This window comes from Flavobacterium segetis, assembly GCF_900129575.1.
GTDB lineage: Bacteria > Bacteroidota > Bacteroidia > Flavobacteriales > Flavobacteriaceae > Flavobacterium > Flavobacterium segetis.
Genome location: NZ_FQWE01000002.1, coordinates 23,254 through 41,822, shown reverse-complemented (window position 1 = coordinate 41,822; position 18,569 = coordinate 23,254). Strand labels below are relative to the sequence as shown.

Genomic DNA, 18,569 nt, shown 5'->3' with positions numbered 1-18,569 from the left:
TCTGTACTATAGATATGTAGTTAAAATTATTGATTTAATTCTATCATATCTAAATTTTATTATATTTGGTAATATATTTCTATTCATGATAGCACATTTACAAGGGAAATTAGTCGAGAAGTCAGCTACACATATTATTATCGACTGTGGCGGTGTTGGTTACCATATTAACATTTCTTTGCACACCTATTCTTTATTACCAAATACAGATTTCATAAAAGTGTATACGCATCTTCAAATTAAAGAGGATGCGCATACACTTTTTGGTTTTATGGAGAAGTCAGAGCGTGAAATTTTTAGACTTTTACTATCTGTTTCTGGTATTGGAGCTAGTATCGCACGTACGATGCTATCCTCATTGGATCCGAGGCAAATAACTAATGCAATAGCATCGGCTGATGTAGTTACAATTCAGTCTATAAAAGGTATCGGAAGTAAAACAGCTCAAAGAGTTATTTTAGATTTAAAAGAAAAAGTACTGAAACTCTACGATTTAGATGAGGTTTCGATGTCACGAAACAATACAAATCGAGATGAAGCGTTATCAGCATTGGAAGTTTTGGGATTTGTGCGTAAAACTTCGGAAAAGGTTATCGAGAAAATCGTAAAAGAGGATCCAGAAGCATCTGTAGAATCAATAATTAAAAAAGCATTAAAAAGCCTGTAAAAGGTATTTAAGAAACACGAGTTCTATGTATAAATTTTGTCTTTTTTCGCTTGTTTTATTTTGTAGTTTTTCATCATTTGCACAAGTAGATCAAATTGCTCAGGATACGGTTAAGAAGGGATTTTCAGTGGGTAAACTTCAGTTAAAAAATCCTCCAAGTATTCTTTCGGCTTATACATATGATCCTGTAACTGATCGTTATATTTATACAAATTCTGTTGATGGATTTTCTATAAATTATCCAATTATCCTGACGCCTAAAGAATATGAACGATTGGTTTTAAAGGAATCGATGCGCGATTATTTTAAAAAGAAGGTAGATGCCGTAGATGGTAAAAAAGAAGGTAGTGAATTGACTAAAAGAGATTTGTTACCACGTTATTATATAAAATCAGGACTCTTTGAATCAATTTTTGGCAGTAATACAATTGATGTAAAACCCACTGGATCTGTTGAATTAGATTTAGGAATGCGTTATACAAAACAAGATAATCCTTCTTTTTCGCCTCGTAATAGATCCAATACCTCATTTGATTTTGATCAAAGAATCAGTATGAGTTTGATGGGTAAGGTAGGCACTCGACTCAATGTTAATGCAAACTATGATACTCAATCTACTTTTGCTTTTCAAAATTTAATAAAATTAGATTACACTCCTTCTGAAGATGATATAATTCAAAAAATTGAAGTAGGTAATGTAAGTATGCCTCTTAATAGCTCATTAATTAGAGGAGCTCAAAGTTTATTTGGTGTAAAAACTAAGCTTCAATTTGGTAAAACAACAATTACTGGCGTTTTCTCAGAGCAAAAATCACAAACTAAAAGTCTAATCGCACAAGGTGGCGGAACTATTGAAAATTTTGAAATGTTCGCCTTAGATTATGATAGTGATAGGCATTTTTTCTTATCACAGTATTTTAGAAATAGATATGATAAATCACTAGCAAATTATCCATTTATTGATAGTCGTGTTCAAATATCACGAATTGAGATTTGGGTAACCAATAGACAAAACAGAGTCACAACTACAAATAATAATTTAAGAAACATCATTGCGCTTCAAGATTTAGGTGAAGCCCAGCTTTCTGGTATTGCTGATAATGAAATTGTTGTATTAGATCCTTCAACAGGTATATTTAATAATCCTTTAGATTCTCCAGCAGATAATTCAAATAACGATTATGATCCAGCACAAATAAATCTAGGAACCGGGCTATTGAATCGCAATATTCGTGAAATTGTTACCGCAAATTCAGGGTTTAATACAACAGTAAGCGAAGGTCAGGATTATTCTAAATTAGAAAATGCTAGGAAACTTAATCCCAATGAATATACTTTTAATCCACAGTTAGGATACATATCCTTGCAGCAAAGATTAGCTAATGATGAAGTACTGGCAGTTGCATATCAATACACGATAGGTGATAAAGTGTATCAAGTAGGTGAATTTGGGAATGACGGTGTAGATGCAACAGTTGTAACAGGGAACTCCCCATCGACCACAGCTATTATCTCACAAAGTTTAGTTTTAAAAATGCTGAAAAGTAACTTGACAAATGTAAAAAATCCAGTTTGGAATTTAATGATGAAGAATATTTATCAAATTCAAGGTGGATATCAATTAAAACAAGAAGATTTTAGGTTTAATATTCTCTATACTGATCCATCACCTTTAAATTATATTACTGAGGCAAATGGAACTCCTTTTCCTGTGAATCCTACTAAGGAAAATGAAATTGTTGAAACTCCGCTTTTAAAAGTTTTTAATTTAGATAAATTAAATTACAATAATGATCCTCAAGCCGGTGGTGATGGTTTTTTTGATTTCTTGCCAGGATTAACAGTTGATGCTCAAAATGGAAGAATAGTATTTACAACTAAAGAACCTTTTGGTGAATTGTTATTTTCTAAGTTATCAAATGTTGGTTCAGCAGAAAATTATAATAATGTATCAACTTATAATGAAAATCAAAAAAAATATGTATTTCGAAGTATGTATCGCAGTACTCAAGCAGGAGCCTTACAGGACAGTGAAAAGAATAAATTTTTATTGAGAGGAAAATATAAATCCAGTGGTGGCGATGGAATACCTATAGGTGCCTTTAATGTTCCACAAGGATCAGTTGTAGTGACAGCAGCTGGAAGAAGATTAGTAGAAGGATTAGATTACAGTGTAAATTATCAATTAGGACGCGTACAAATTTTAGATCCTTCTCTGCAAGCTTCTAATACGCCAATTGAAGTTTCATTAGAAAACAACTCGATCTTTGGTCAACAAACCCGGAGATTTATGGGATTGAACGTTGAAACTAAAATTTCTGAAAATTTTGTAGTAGGTGGTACATTTTTAAAAATGTCAGAAAGACCATTTACTCAAAAATCTAGCTTTGGCCAGGAATCCGTTAATAATACCATATTTGGATTCAACACTAATTTTGCTAAAGAGGTTCCATTTTTAACGCGACTAGTTAATAAATTACCAAATATTGATACTGATGTCCCATCCAATCTTTCTGTAAGAGGTGAAATAGCTTTTTTAAAACCGGACACTCCAAAAGCAGATCAGTTTCAAGGAGAATCTACTATTTATGTAGATGATTTTGAAGGATCACAATCTACTATTGATATGCGCTCCTCTTATTCTTGGAGTTTAGCATCAACACCAGCAAGAACATTAACGAGTACTTATGATTTCAATGCAAACGCCAGTGACTTAAGCTACGGTTTTAAAAGGGCAAAGTTGTCGTGGTATTCCATAGATCCTGTTTTCTATATTCAAAAACCTACCGGAATTTCGAATGAAGATTTATCATTAAATAAAACTCGGAGAATATTTAGTAGAGAATTATATCCTTTAACTGACATTGCACAGGGACAAACTCAAGTTATAAACACGCTGGATTTAACATATTATCCTTCTGAAAGAGGTCCGTACAATAATAGTTCAACTGTAAATTCAAATCCAAGCGAAAATTTTGGAGGAATTATGCGTTCTTTAAATGCTACGAATTTTGAACAAGGAAATGTAGAATATATTCAGTTTTGGGTTTTAGATCCTTATGTTGGAAATGGTCAATCAACACAATCTAATACTGGTAAGATGTATTTTAACCTTGGTGAGATTTCAGAGGATGTTTTAAAAGATGGAAGAAAGCAATATGAAAATGGTCTTGGTCCAGACCAAATTCTAACAAATCCAAGACCTATATGGGGAGATGTTCCTGCGTCTCAATCCCTCATTTATGCTTTTGACACTAATGTTAATAATAGAGCGAATCAGGATATTGGTTTAGATGGATTATCTAATGCTAATGAAGGTGCTGTTTATACTAATTTTGCTTCAGAGTTAGATCCTGCTGCTGATGATTATAGATTTTATTTGAATGCAAATGGAGGGATTATAGAAAGATACAAGCAATATAATGGGACTGATGGAAATTCAGCGGTAAATATTACTGATCCTAATCGAGGTTCTACAACACTTCCTGACGTTGAAGATATTAATAGGGATAATACAATGAATACTATCAATGCTTATTATGAATACAGCATTGATGTGAAACCCGGAATGAATATTGGGCAAAATTATATCACTGATGTACGTAACACACAAGTTACTTTACCTGATGGTTCAAGTACAGAGGCAAGATGGATTCAATTTAAAATTCCTGTTTCTCAACCTGAAAATACAATAGGCAATATATCTGATTTTAGATCTATACGTTTCATGCGAATGTTTATGACTGGATTTACATCAGAAGTTACTGTTCGTTTTGGAGCTTTAGATTTAGTTCGTGGGGAGTGGCGACGCTTCACTAATACATTGGATTCTAATGATCCTAATGTGGCTGATGATAACACTAATCTAGATGTATTAGCGGTAAACATTCAAGAAAATAATCAAAGATGTCCAATAAATTATGTGACGCCTCCAGGAGTTCAAAGAGAGCAATTATTTAATAACAATACAATAATAAATCAAAATGAGCAGTCATTAGCTTTGAGAGTTTCCGGTGATGGATTAGAGCCCGAAGATTCTAGAGCGGTTTTTAAAAATGTAAGTATTGATATGCGTCAGTTCAAAAAATTGAAAATGTTCCTACATGCTGAATCTCTAACGGGCGAAATTGCGTTGCGGGATGATCAGATGGTTGGATTTATACGTTTTGGTAATGATTTTACTCAAAACTTCTATCAAATTGAAATTCCATTAAAAGTTACCGTCGCTTCAGCGGTCGCTAATACAAATTGCAGCCCTCTCAGCGCAGAGGCAGTTTGGCCACAAGAAAATGAAATTGATTTATCACTTGCATTATTGACTAAACTAAAAATTTTAGCAATGAGCATTGATCCTACAACGTTACCTGCTGATGGTATTTATTATCCTGATTCTAATCCTAACAAACCAGATGGAGATGGAAATGATGGGTTGCGATTAGGTATTAAAGGAAATCCTAATTTTGGATTAGTAAGAACACTTATGGTAGGTGTCAAAAATAGTGATACTCGTAATGACATTAAGGGTGAAGTATGGTTTAATGAACTGCGTTTAGCGGATATGGACAATCAAGGAGGAACTGCAGCAGTTGTAAACATTGATACAAATTTAGCTGATTTTGCCACTATTTCTGCTTCTGGAAGAAAAAGCACTATCGGTTTTGGAGCATTAGAACAAGGGCCAAATGAAAGAAACCGTGAAGACACACAACAATATAATATTGTAACAAATATAAATTTAGGAAAATTATTACCTCAAAAATGGGGTGTAAATTTACCTTTCAATTATGGAATAGGTGAAGAAACAATTACTCCAGAATATGATCCTTTTAATCAAGATATTAAATTAAAACAATTACTTGAAAACACTACTGATCAGGCTAAAAGAGATAATATCACTAATAGAGCCATTGATTATACGAAGCGTACAAGTATCAATTTTATTGGAGTCAGAAAAGAACGTCAACCGGAGCAAAAGCAACATGTTTATGATCCCGAGAATTTTACTTTTTCACAATCCTATAATGAAGTCCAAAGACATGATTTTGAAATTGAGGATTATGTTGATCAGCAAGCAAATTCAGCTGTTGATTATAATTATGCTTTTCAATCAAAACCAATTGAGCCCTTTAAGAAGAATAAATTTCTGAAAAAAAGTAATTATTGGAAGTTGCTGAGTGATTTTAATTTTAACTATTTACCAACAAATATTACCTTTAACACTTCAATCATTAGACAATACAACCGTCAACAATTTAGACAAGTAGAAGTTCAAGGGATAGGATTAGATCCTTTATACCGTAGAAATTTTGCTTTCAATTATCAATATGGTTTTAACTATAATTTGACAAAGTCGCTCAAGTTAAATTACACAGCATCGTCAAGTAATATCGTAAAAAATTACCTGAACGAAGACAATGAGCCTATTGATAGTTTTACTATTTGGGATAGTTATTGGGATATTGGAGATCCAAACCAGCACATGCAGCAATTGGTCTTAAATTATGAAATACCTATTAATAAAATACCATTATTCGGTTTTGTTAAAGCTAATTACACGTATACAGGTGATTACAGTTGGCAACGTACCTCAAATGCTTTGTCACAAATACAAATTGATAGAACAGATTATAACTTAGGTAATACAATTCAAAATGCAAGTTCAAATAATTTGAACGCAACTTTGAATATGGAAATGTTGTATAAGTATCTTGGTTTGACAAAAAACAATAATAAAGCAATACCTAAACCACGTGTTATCGCACCAAAACCCGGTGAAAAGATTGTAAATAATGATCCTAATCAAGTTCAGAAAGGCAGTCCTTTTAAAGATGGATTAATTGGAATTCTTACTAGTATTAAGAATGTTCAAATGAATTACACTTTTAATAGTGGCACAATTTTACCAGGTTATACACCGGGGGTTGGATTTTTAGGATCTTCAAGACCTTCTTTAGGATTTGTTTTTGGTAGTCAAGATGACATTCGTTTTGAAGCAGCTAAAAATGGTTGGTTGACTGATTATCCTGACTTCAACCAGAATTTTACGCAGGTTAGTAACCGATTATATAAGGCTACAGCAAATGTTGATTTATTACCTGATTTAAAAATTGATTTAACGCTTGATCGAGCGTTGTCTGAAAATTTTTCTGAACAATATGATGTTACTAATGGAATTTATAATCCTCGATCACCCTATAATACCGGCATCTTCTCAATCTCGACAGTTTTAATTAAAACCTCATTTGCAGCAAGTGATGAAAATGGATCTGCAGCGTTTGATGATTTTAGAGTAAATCGTCTCACCATTGCAAATAGATTAGCGACCGAAAGAGGAATTGACATTAATAATCCTAGTAATAGAGATGCCGAAGGGTTTCCGCTAGGTTTTGGAAAAAACAATCAAGCCGTTTTATTACCTGCGTTTCTAGCAGCTTATTCAGGAGGTGATGCATCAGCGGTTTCTTTAGGTATTTTTAGAAGTTTTCCCATTCCTAACTGGGCTGTGAAGTATAACGGATTAATGCGTTACGGTATTTTTAAACAAAATTTTAAGCGATTTTCTTTACAGCATAATTACAGAGCTTCTTATACTATAAATGCATTTAGGTCTAATTTTGAATATGATAATGCGTCAAATGGTGTTGATGCTAGTGGTAATTTTTACAATGAAACTATAATGTCTAATATCAACTTGGTGGAACAATTTAGTCCGCTGATTAGAATGGATTTTGAATTAAAAAGTTCCTTAAAAGTCCTTACGGAAATTAAAAAAGATAGAGCTTTATCTATGAGTTTTGATAATAATTTATTGACTGAAGTTAAAGGAGTGGAATATATTGTGGGTCTAGGATATCGACTTAAGGATGTGATCCTCTCCTCTAGATTAGCTGATAGTCCTACAGGAATTATAAAAAGTGACATTAACATTGCTGCTGATATAGCCTATAGAAATAACCAAACTATCGTTCGCTATTTGGATTATGACAACAATCAATTAGCAGGTGGACAAAATATTTGGTCATTAAAAGTGAAAGCTGATTATGCTTTTAGTAAAAACTTAACTGCAATTTTCTACTATGATCATTCATTTTCTAAAGCAGTAATTTCAACTTCTTTCCCTTTGACTAATGTTCGCTCTGGATTTACGTTACGATATAATTTTGGAAATTAATTTTTTAAAATCTGAAGTTAAATGAAAAGAAGATTGTTACATTTGTACCACAAAATTTCAAGAATTAATTAATAATTATCAATTATAATTTAGATGAATATACCAGCAAATTTAAAGTACACAAAAGATCACGAGTGGATTAGTATTGAAGGCGATATTGCGACAGTAGGAATAACTGATTTTGCTCAAAAAGAATTAGGAGACATCGTTTATGTTGAAGTTGAAACTTTAGACCAAACATTAGTTAAAGATGAAGTTTTTGGTACAGTTGAAGCAGTAAAAACAGTTTCAGATTTGTTTCTTCCGCTATCAGGTGAAGTAATTGCTTTTAATGATGCATTGGAGTCAACTCCAGAAAGTGTGAACTCAGATCCGTACGGAGCTGGATGGATGATAAAATTAAAGATTGCAAATATGGATGAGGTTGCATCTTTGCTTTCTAGTGAATCTTACAATGAATTAATAGGTGCATAAAAAAATTTATTTTTGGGCAGCCTTTTTTTGGTGCAGTGTTATTAGTTTTTTTTGTTTAGTACAATTAAACAACGTGCCGTTAGGTAATGTTTCAAACGTAGATAAATTAGTTCATGCCTTTTTTCATTTCATTTTAACCACGCTTTGTTTTTTATTTTTAAAAAATGAAGTTAAAGATAGTAAAAGCCTAAAACCTGTAGTTTTTGCTTTTCTATTTTCATTGTTATTTGGAATTGCAATTGAAATTGTACAAGGATTATTTACTGCCACTAGACAGTCAGATGTGTTCGATGTTTTAGCTAACATATCAGGGGCTTTACTCTCTATTATCCTAATAACATTATTTAGAATGTTTCGAAAAACGACATAAATAAATTAAAAAGTCTCGCCATTCTGTCGGGACTTTTTAATTTTATACTTCTAAAATTTTTATTCACAGATGGTCGATTCCTTTACTTTAATCGATTTCCTTTTATATTGAATCAATTTTACAATCTTTGTGATGGGACTTATTTCAAGATATAGTTTACTTTTGTGGTAAGATTTTATCAAAATAAAACGCCATGAACATCAAGCAATATTTAGATTCTACTTATTTAAAAACAGCTGAGCAAGCAGGAGCTACCGAGCAAGAAAATTGTTTAATAGCTAAAAAGTTTATCGAAGAAGCAATCAAGGAAAATTTTAAGCTGATAATGATTAGACCTGATCGCGTGATTATGGCTAAAAAAATGATTCAAGAAGCAAATTCTGTAGTTGGGGTAGGAACCGTTATCGATTTTCCGGAAGGGAAATCTTCAATAGGCAATAAATTGAAAGAAGCAGCAAAAGCAATTAAAGACGGTGTAGACGATCTAGATTTTGTTTGTAATTATCATGCGTTCAAAAATGGAGAAACTGATTTGGTAAAAGAAGAAATTCTAAAAGGTACTGCTTTGGGTTTAGCCAACAATAAAGTGGTAAAATGGATTATTGAAGTGGCAGCTTTAAACGAGAAAGAAATTGTTCAATTGTCAAGTTTAATTAAAAATACCGTAGTGTCTAATTTTGATCAAGAATCTTATTCTAAAGTTTTTGTAAAATCATCCACGGGGTTTTACAAAACGGAAAACAATTATCCAAACGGGGCAACAATTTCCGCAATAAAAATAATGCTAGATAATGCTGCTCCTTTATCCGTCAAAGCGGCAGGTGGAGTTCGAACATACGATGAAGCAGTTGCAATGATTGAATTAGGAGTAAAAAGAATAGGAACTTCTGGTGCAAAGGTGATTGCCAATGGCCAATATTTAATTGATGGGTACTAAAATGAGTGCGATAATGAACATAAACAAGACCTTTTTTTTATTTTTTACATTGATTTTTTGTTATTCTATTTCATCACAAGAAATAAATAGTGTTAAAGTTCAGTCAGCTAATTCTGCTGAACGTTTTCCTGTTTTTCCTGATTGTAAAAGCGTGCAATTTATAAATTTAGAGAATTGTTTTTATAATCAAGTTCAAGATTTTGTTTTTGAAAATTTTGAAGTCCCAGGAAAATTACAGCAAAGTGAATTTCAGGGAAAAGTTAAAGTTCTTTTTGAAGTGGATTCTAATGGTGCTTTTAACGTCATTTATGCTGATGCTTCTGATGAGACATTGATAAACGAGACTAAAAGAGTTTTCAGTAGTATACCTAAAATTCAACCAGCCACTTACAATGGTAAGCCTACTTATTCTAAATTTACGATTACCATTAATGTTCCTTTAAAGTCAAGAGCAATTATAGAAGCTCAAACTTTGGCACAAGCAGAATTTAAGCCTAATTATACTAACAAACGAACTGAATTAGATAGTATGGTTTACAAAAACTATGATAATCCAGAGTTTGAAAGTCATTTAAACATTCCTTTCTCGCACAGCTATTATTCCCAATTTGATGGTTCATTAAATCAAGTGGGAAGTAATAGTCATACCGCATCTAAGCCGTATACTTACGCTGAAGTCTCAAAATATTACAATTTAAAATCCGTAAATGAAAATTTAAAGAAGATGGCTTCGAGCTGGTGGGAAAGGAAGTTATGGAACGAAAATACAGTTGAAATCAAAGGCGAAGACTATTGGTTTTCGCTCAATCCAATATTAGATTTACAGATTGGTAAAGCTTCTAAAAGTGAAGCTTCTTATACCTATGTGAATACTCGTGGAATTAATTTTCGTGGAGGGTTAGGCTCTAATTTAAATTTTACGACGACTGTTTTTGAAAGTCAAGGGCGTTTTGCAGATTATTACAATCGCTATGCAGAAACAATTAAACCTGCCGGTGGAAATCCAGCGATTATACCAGGTATGGGTATTGCAAAAGATTTTAAAACAGATTCTTATGATTTTCCTTTGGCTGAAGCCAATTTGACTTTTGCACCTAGTAAACATATCGATTTGCAGTTAGGGTACGGCAGAAATTTTATAGGAGATGGATACCGATCTTTATTAGAAAGTGATGGAGCAAGTCCTTATCCTTATTTTAAATTGAATACGAAATTCTGGAAAATAAAATATACTAATACGTATATGTGGCTTAAAGATGTTAGGCCAGAAGTTACTCTTGATCGAACGTATGCCACAAAATTTATGGCAAATCATTATTTAAGTTGGAACGTTTCAAATAGATTAAATCTTGGTTTTTTTGAGTCGGTGATCTGGACTAATACTAATGATCGAGGTTTTGATGCTAGTTTTGTTAATCCAATTATATTTTATCGATCAGTTGAATTTGCATCTTCAGCTCGAAGTGGTAATGCTGTTTTAGGATTAACTTATAAATACAAGTGGAGTAATCAAATTAATTTTTATGGTCAATTTATTCTAGATGAATTTTCATTAGGAGATATCAAAAGTGGAGACAATAGCTGGAAAAATAAATACGGATATCAATTAGGTGTAAAGTATTTTAATGCTTTTAAAATTGATAATTTGTTGTTGCAAGTAGAGTACAATCAAGTTCGTCCTTATGTGTACTCTCATAGCATGCCAATAACAAATTATGGTCATAATAATCAAAGTATGGGTCATCAATGGGGAGGAAATTTTAGAGAATTTGTAGTTATTTCGCGATATCATAAGGGACGTTATTTTGCTGATGCAAAAATCACACTAGGAACGCGTGGACTCGATTTTGATACCATGGAAGACGACTTAAATTATGGTGGAAATATCTATAAGGATTATGATGAAAAAAGAGCTTTAGACAAGGGCGTGAAAGTAGGTCAAGGGAATACGACTTCTATTTTTATTGCTGATTTTCAGGCAGGATATTTAGTAAATCCAGCAACGAACTTAAAATTATATGCAAGTTTAATTTCTAGAAGTAATGATCCGACTAAAAATACTGCGTCTTCAATCAAAGAGAGTGCAAATTGGTTTAGTATTGGGTTAAGAGCAGACATCTTTAATTGGTATTTTGACTATTAATTATTAATTGCGTTTTTAATTTCTTTTTATGAATTGTTTTTTGTCAAATCCCTTTAGTTGACGTAGTTTTGCAAAAGATTTCATAAAGCAAATATTCATTAGTATTGAACGCAACACAGAGCACCCTTTTTTTTAAATCGGTTTATATTGATTTCCGCGAAATCACTAAGGCAAGACTTGCTATTAGTGTTGTTTTTTCGTCAATAGCGGGTTTTATGCTTGGTATAACTGATTTTCAATCACTCAATTGGATCGTTTTGTTGAAATTATCAATTGGCGGTTATTGTATGGTGGGCGCTTCTAATGCCTTCAATCAAGTAATTGAGAAGGATTTAGACGCATTAATGGATAGGACAAAAAACCGTCCTGTTCCAGCTGGTAGAATGTCAGGCACAGTTGGTTTAATTGTCGCTAGTCTTTTAACAATTATAGGAATTATTTTGCTTTATTCAATAAATCCTAAAACAGCTATGTTTGGGGCAATTTCAATTTTCTTATACACTAGCGTTTATACTCCTCTAAAAACTATGACTTCATTGTCCGTTTTTGTTGGTGCTTTTCCGGGAGCAATTCCGTTTATGTTAGGTTGGGTTGCCGCAACGGGAGAATTTGGAATTGAGGCAGGAACCTTATTTTTAATTCAGTTTTTTTGGCAGTTTCCACATTTTTGGGCTATTGGTTGGTTTTTGTACGATGATTATGAAAAAGCAGGTTTCTTCATGTTGCCAACTGGTAAAAAAGACAAGGGAACAGCATTACAAATTATACTTTACACAGTTTGGCTAATTTTAGCGTCATTATTGCCAGTTTTTGGATATACTGGCCGCTTGTTTATAACACCTATAGCAGCAGTCGTCGTATTTTTATTAGGATTATGGATGCTATTTTATGCTATTCGATTGTATAAATTGAGAACCCCAAAAGCGGCGAGAACTTTAATGTTAGTTAGTGTTTTATATATTACATTATTACAATTAGTTTATATAACAGATAAATTTTTAAGATAGTTATGGAGATGATAATGACAGTAGAAGAGCAAAAATCCAGAACAGCAAGATCATATAAATTGATTTTATTGTTTTCAATGGTCAGTATGACTATGATGTTTGCAGGTTTAACAAGTGCTTTTGTAGTGAGTAAATCACGCGTAGATTGGTTGAAAGATTTTCAACTACCAACGGCGTTTTATTGGAGCACATTAGCGATTATAGGATGTAGTGCTACTTTCCATTTTGCTAAAAAGTCAATAATGAAGAATATGCAAGGAAAAACAACAGTATTTCTTTTGTCGACATTAGCATTAGGTATTTTGTTTGTAGTTTTACAATTTGTAGGATTTAATCAAATAGTACAACAAGGTTACTACTTTACAGGAAGTGGTAGCTCAATTACAACTACTTTTTTATACGTCGTTACGGTTGTACACTTAATTCACCTTGCTGGTGGAGTGTTAGCTCTTCTTATTATAATTTATAATCATTTTAAACAAAAATACAATTCATCTCAAACCCTTGGAATTGAACTAGGTGCAATGTACTGGCACTTTCTTGATATATTATGGGTTTATTTGTTTTTGTTTTTATATTTCTTTAAATAAGAAAAAAACGTAAATTTGTGAACTTTTTAACGAATAACATTTATGGAATCGACAGGTACTACTGCTAATAGTGGAGAAAAAATTTGGGATGGCAATAATGAACCGATGGGGGTTGATTATGGCAAATTAATGATGTGGTTTTTTATCGTATCTGATGCATTAACGTTCTCAGGATTTTTAGCTGCTTATGGTTTTTCAAGATTTAAGTTTATTGAAAGATGGCCAATAGCAGATGAGGTGTTTACTCACTTTCCTTTTCTTCATGGTGTTGATGCTCCTATGTATTATGTTGCATTAATGACTTTTATTTTGATTTTTTCATCTGTTACGATGGTGTTAGCTGTTGATGCAGGACATCAAATGAAAAAAAACAAAGTGGTTCTTTATATGTTTTTAACCATTATTGGTGGTTTAATATTTGTAGGTTCACAAGCGTGGGAATGGAAAAACTTTATCAAAGGTGAATATGGAGCAATTGAAACAAAAGGCGGTGGCTTATTACAGTTTGTTGATAAAGACGGCAAGCGTGTTGCATTAGCTGATTTTGCCGCTGACCTGAAAGGTGATCGCGAGCAGTTGACACGAAGCAAAGGAATGTGGTTTATGGCTGAAGCGCCACTGGCGACATACACTGTTGCTGAAATTCAAGAGGGTTTCAAAGCACATCCTGAATTACTAATACGAACTGAATTTGTGACCAAAGAAAAGAAAAAGACAATTTTATCTAGAGCAGATTCAGAAGCAAGATTAGGAGAAGCTCGTTATGTAGTTGAAGGTGCTAATCTAGTTCGTAATGAATATGGGAATAAATTATTTGCAAATTTCTTCTTCTTTATCACCGGTTTTCACGGGTTTCACGTTTTCTCTGGTGTAATTATTAATATCATTATCTTTTTTAATGTTCTTGTTGGAACTTATGAAAAAAGAAAAAGTTATGAAATGGTAGAAAAAGTAGGTCTATATTGGCACTTTGTTGATTTGGTTTGGGTTTTTGTATTCACAGTTTTTTATCTAGCTTAATTTTATATATCAATCATTATGTCACACGTACACGTATCAAATACAGGTAGAATCTGGAAAGTATTTGGAATTTTATCAGCAGTTACTGTAGTTGAAGTTATATTAGGGATAGTTAAACCAGATTTTCTTTTCATGAGAGACCTTTTAGGTATGAATTTGCTTAATTGGATTTTCTATGCGCTTACGGTGTATAAAGCCTATTATATTGTATGGGCTTTTATGCACATAGAAGGCGAGAGTAATTGGTTAAGAAGTTCAGTTGTTTACCCTTTAATTTTCTTAATTATTTATTTACTCTTTATACTTTTAACTGAAGGTCATTATATTTATGAGGTTTTTAAAAATTCTAGTATTACTTGGAATTTTTAAATTTCCAGTAATTTATTAGGAGGGTATCTGTTTTGGCGGGTACCTTTTTTTATACCCTCTAATTGCGTCCTATTATCAATTCTTTTGGTTTTAAAATCATTAAAAACTGATGATTTGACATTATATCAAAAAGTTTTGTTGGGGTAGTTCAACTCAAAAAATGTTAGAAATGAAAAAAAATATTGTTCTTTTTGTTCTTTTTATATTACCCATTGTTGCCTATTTGTTTTTTGCATCAGGCGTTAATGGATATACAAAACTGCCGACATTAAAGTCGAATACAGCTGAATTTGGTAATTGGCAAGCTCTAAATGGAGAAAAAGTCTTGCTCACAGGCAAGATCACTATCTTAGGTTTTTCAGGATATGATCTTCTAAACACTAGGGGAAATTTATTTAATTTAAACCAAAAAATTTATCAAACCTATCATAAGTTCAGAGACGTTCAATTCGTTTATATATGTCCAATAGGAACTGAAAATGATGCGAAAAAAGTTATTGAAGCTCTAGGAGCTTTTACTGATATGGCGCAGTGGAAATTTGTTTTTGCTTCCCCCAAAGATATTGAAGCTTATTATGCGCAGCTTAATCTAGTGGAAAAGTTAGATGATAAATTAGGTACTCCTAAGATTTATATCATTGACAAGAAACGGAATTTGCGAGGTCGAAAAAAAGATAAAGATAGTAAGGAAGGTTATAATACATTTCATCCAGCCGAACTTAGCAATGAGATGAAAGACGATTTCAAGGTAATTCTCTATGAATATCGTGCTGCATTTAAACGAAATAACAACGCAAGTAGAAAAATTTAATTTTGAACGCTCATGCTTAAAAATAAATCATACATAGGAATTTCATTTATCATTTTGCTTTTTGGAATCTATGCGATTCCTAAAATAGTTGAAAGATTCCAAAACGGTAGTATTGTTAAAGGGGAGCGACTGGATCGTGTTAAGCCAGTGACATCTAATGACGATAAATTAGTTAAAATTGGAGCTGTCCCAAAATTCGAATTAACCAATCAAGATAATCTACTAGTAACTAATGAGACATACAAAGGCAAAGTTTATGTACTAGAGTTTTTCTTTTCTAAATGTCCTACTATTTGTCCTAAGATGAATGAAAGTATGCTTATTTTAGAAAAGACATTCTTTGGAAATCCAAATTTTGGCATTATTTCAATTACCATTGATCCTAAAAATGATACTCCAATGGCTTTAAAAGAACATGCTAAATTACTAGGAGTTAAGTCAACTAACTGGAATTTTTTGACTGGGGATAAAGAGTATATCTACAATTTAGCAAATAAAGGTTTCAACCTATATGCAGGAGAAAACCAAAAAGTTGCAGGTGGATTTGAGCATTCGGGTTTATTTGCACTAATTGATAAAGAGGGATACATTCGATGCAGAAATGATGATTTTGGCAATCCTATTTTATATTATGACGGATTAGATAAAATAGGAGTAAGAAACTTACAGCAGGATATTAATATTTTATTAAAAGAGTAAGAATGGAAAGTAAATCTTTAGAACAAAAATATAATAAACTAATAATAGCAATATCAGTTTTAATTCCTATCGTAGTTGCAATTCTATTCGGGATCAAATTAAAAGATTTTGGATTTGATGTAGAACCTTTAATGTTCTTGCCTCCAATATATGCGACAATAAATGGTATAACAGCCTTATTATTAATTGCGGCTGTCTTTGCAATCAAAAACGGAAAAAGAAAACTTCATGAAAGATTAATGACTAGTGCAATTGCTTTGTCAGTTGCATTTCTTGTGATGTACGTTGCTTACCATATGACTTCAGATTCTACCAAATTTGGCGGAGAAGGAACTATAAAATATGTATATTTTTTCATCTTATTTACACATATTGTTTTATCGATAATTATTATTCCAATGGTTTTAATCACTTATGTTAGAGCAATAGGTAAAATATTTGATAAACATAAAAAAATAGCACGCATTACTTTTCCTATTTGGTTATACGTTGCCGTTACCGGTGTAATTGTATTTTTAATGATATCTCCCTATTATGCAAAATAAAGTAAATAATAAAAGCAAGAAGACTATAATTTATTTAATGTTTCTATTATTAAGTCTCTCATCTGTGAGTGTAAATGCGCAATGTGCAATGTGCCGTGCTGCTCTTACAAGTGAAGGTGATACTGTAAAGGCTGAGGCTATCAATGATGGCATCGTTTATTTGATGGTAATTCCTTATATCTTAGTGGCAGGAATTGGATTTGCGGTTTATCGAATGAAAAAAAACAAAGCGAGTTAAAGGTTTTTAGTTGCATTTTTTTTTGCTAGTCGAGTCCATTAACCGATACTTCTATCTTTCCGTCTATTTTTAAAAATGCAATAATCGCTTGATTGGTTAGCTGAATTTTTTTAAATTCAATTTTATTCATAGTTCCGTTTACAAAAACACCTTTCAGTGGAGAGTAATTTTTTAAATAATTCAGTATACTATTTTGACCTTCCGTTAAATTAGGTTGTATGGAATAGCGACAATTTTTTTCTATTTTGTTTAAAATTAGTCCTGCTGCTAGCCAGTTCGCAGTGCGCATTAATTTATTTTTTGTATCTAAAACATAACTTAACTGTTCAAAATATATTTCGTTAGTTTGGTCATTATATTTTGGGATACCGGATAGGTATACTGTTCCATTTACAGAGCCTAACAAGTCTAAAGCGATTATCATTTTTCCAGTTTTATGCCAAATCGCAACTCTATCCACCTTAACTTTTTTAGATCCAGATTCAAATTCCTTTCCTATAAAATTTTTAGTCATAATTCTTGAAGCTTCATTGTAGCTAGAAATAGCAACTATATTTGCATTGACGTCCTCAGGTATTTTAGATAAAGGTTTGAGTATTATGTTCGATCCATTAAATTTTGATTCTGGTTTTTGTCCTACGATGGTTTCCATTGTACATTTCATTCCCATTCCTAAAAAAAAAGTATCATTATTAAGTTTTGCAGTTGTAGAATAAATTTCAATTGGCGTAACTCGAAGCCATGTATTATATTTTTCACTCATTTGAAATGGAGCGCATATTTTTTCAATTGCAGTTAAAACATTCGGTTTAAAGTCCATTGATTTAGCAATTACTTCATCAATTTTACTTGCTATTTTAGATTTAAAAAGCTTTATAGCGGGATTAATAAAATATGTTATTGGCATATTCTTTCCAAAAACTGTCATTGTAGGATTCTCGTTCCATTCTAATGATTTTAGTTCTGTTTTAGTATTTAATTTCCAATTTATTAATGTAACATCGCTAATTAAGGTTACGGTGCCATTTAGCTTAAACTCTCTATTATCATACATTTCGATTCCCATTTTTTTTGTGCCAATTCTGTATTTAATAATTGCTTTTAAAGGTAAAATAATTTTAATTTTGTTACCCTTTTCATTGCTATCGGTATTTATTGCTATGGGCGCGAGTTTCCAAATTTTCATTTCTATATCATCGTCTTCGATATTGTTATCCTCATAAATAAGACCGCTTAAAAGCGAATTAGTTTGATTTTCAATATCTTTCAAATGTACTGTGATAGGCATGTTAATAAAAGATGGACTATTTTCATAAACGAGCGGAGTAGCGTCATCAGGTTCCGGTCTTAAAGCGTCTATTTTATTAATAGTGCCACAACTTATTATTGCTAAAAATAAACTGAGTGTTAATATCTTAATTTTTGTTTTTATCATTTTGTTAAGTATTGAAGTTGTAAAATTAACAAAAGAATTCTTTTTCTATAATTTTTTGTAACAAATGCTTCTTTGTAAAGTCTAACAGTTTTA

The 18,569-nt window shown here is 32.1% G+C and carries 15 protein-coding genes; 14 read left to right on the top strand and 1 reads right to left on the bottom strand.

Going from position 1 to position 18,569, the window contains the following annotated elements; genetic code table 11:
• Positions 1-85 precede the first annotated feature (85 nt).
• From ruvA to BUA99_RS02460, 14 genes are all read left to right on the top strand, one after another.
• Positions 86-667, top strand: a complete 582-nt coding sequence (gene ruvA, locus BUA99_RS02525; protein WP_072987854.1) for a Holliday junction branch migration protein RuvA — start codon at positions 86-88, stop codon at positions 665-667.
• 25 nt (positions 668-692) lie between these two features.
• Positions 693-7,838, top strand: a complete 7,146-nt coding sequence (sov, locus tag BUA99_RS02520) for a T9SS outer membrane translocon Sov/SprA (RefSeq protein WP_072987852.1) — start codon at positions 693-695, stop codon at positions 7,836-7,838.
• Between the two features lie 93 nt (positions 7,839-7,931).
• On the top strand, positions 7,932-8,312 hold the full coding sequence (gene gcvH / locus BUA99_RS02515; RefSeq protein ID WP_072987851.1) for a glycine cleavage system protein GcvH: 381 nt from the start codon (positions 7,932-7,934) through the stop codon (positions 8,310-8,312).
• Between the two features lie 73 nt (positions 8,313-8,385).
• A complete protein-coding gene (locus BUA99_RS02510; protein ID WP_234972887.1) occupies positions 8,386-8,682 on the top strand; it encodes a VanZ family protein in 297 nt (98 codons plus the stop codon).
• Between the two features lie 193 nt (positions 8,683-8,875).
• Positions 8,876-9,619: a deoxyribose-phosphate aldolase gene (gene deoC, locus BUA99_RS02505; RefSeq protein ID WP_072987847.1), complete on the top strand. Its 744-nt coding sequence runs from the start codon at positions 8,876-8,878 to the stop codon at positions 9,617-9,619.
• A gap of 13 nt (positions 9,620-9,632) precedes the next feature.
• The gene (locus tag BUA99_RS02500; RefSeq protein WP_072988681.1) at positions 9,633-11,762 is read left to right on the top strand and encodes an energy transducer TonB; all 2,130 of its coding nucleotides are present in this window, start codon (positions 9,633-9,635) and stop codon (positions 11,760-11,762) included.
• 104 nt (positions 11,763-11,866) lie between these two features.
• On the top strand, positions 11,867-12,769 hold the full coding sequence (cyoE, locus tag BUA99_RS02495) for a heme o synthase (RefSeq protein WP_072987845.1): 903 nt from the start codon (positions 11,867-11,869) through the stop codon (positions 12,767-12,769).
• Positions 12,770-12,771: 2 nt separating this feature from the next.
• On the top strand, positions 12,772-13,359 hold the full coding sequence (locus BUA99_RS02490; RefSeq protein ID WP_072987843.1) for a cytochrome c oxidase subunit 3: 588 nt from the start codon (positions 12,772-12,774) through the stop codon (positions 13,357-13,359).
• Positions 13,360-13,401: 42 nt separating this feature from the next.
• The gene (locus BUA99_RS02485; RefSeq protein WP_072987841.1) at positions 13,402-14,379 is read left to right on the top strand and encodes a cytochrome c oxidase subunit 3; all 978 of its coding nucleotides are present in this window, start codon (positions 13,402-13,404) and stop codon (positions 14,377-14,379) included.
• Between the two features lie 18 nt (positions 14,380-14,397).
• A complete protein-coding gene (locus BUA99_RS02480; protein WP_072987838.1) occupies positions 14,398-14,748 on the top strand; it encodes a cytochrome C oxidase subunit IV family protein in 351 nt (116 codons plus the stop codon).
• Positions 14,749-14,917: 169 nt separating this feature from the next.
• Positions 14,918-15,559 (top strand): hypothetical protein, encoded by a 642-nt coding sequence (locus tag BUA99_RS02475; protein ID WP_072988679.1) that lies wholly within the window; start codon positions 14,918-14,920, stop codon positions 15,557-15,559.
• 12 nt (positions 15,560-15,571) lie between these two features.
• Positions 15,572-16,258 (top strand): SCO family protein, encoded by a 687-nt coding sequence (locus BUA99_RS02470; RefSeq protein WP_072987835.1) that lies wholly within the window; start codon positions 15,572-15,574, stop codon positions 16,256-16,258.
• A 2-nt stretch (positions 16,259-16,260) separates the two neighbouring features.
• On the top strand, positions 16,261-16,803 hold the full coding sequence (locus tag BUA99_RS02465) for a DUF420 domain-containing protein (RefSeq protein ID WP_072987833.1): 543 nt from the start codon (positions 16,261-16,263) through the stop codon (positions 16,801-16,803).
• A gap of 37 nt (positions 16,804-16,840) precedes the next feature.
• A complete protein-coding gene (locus BUA99_RS02460; protein WP_143151706.1) occupies positions 16,841-17,041 on the top strand; it encodes a hypothetical protein in 201 nt (66 codons plus the stop codon).
• A gap of 25 nt (positions 17,042-17,066) precedes the next feature.
• Here the strand turns inward: BUA99_RS02460 and BUA99_RS02455 are convergent, their stop codons facing one another.
• Positions 17,067-18,476: a DUF4403 family protein gene (locus BUA99_RS02455; RefSeq protein ID WP_072987828.1), complete on the bottom strand. Its 1,410-nt coding sequence runs from the start codon at positions 18,474-18,476 to the stop codon at positions 17,067-17,069.
• Between the last annotated feature and the right edge of the window lie 93 nt (positions 18,477-18,569).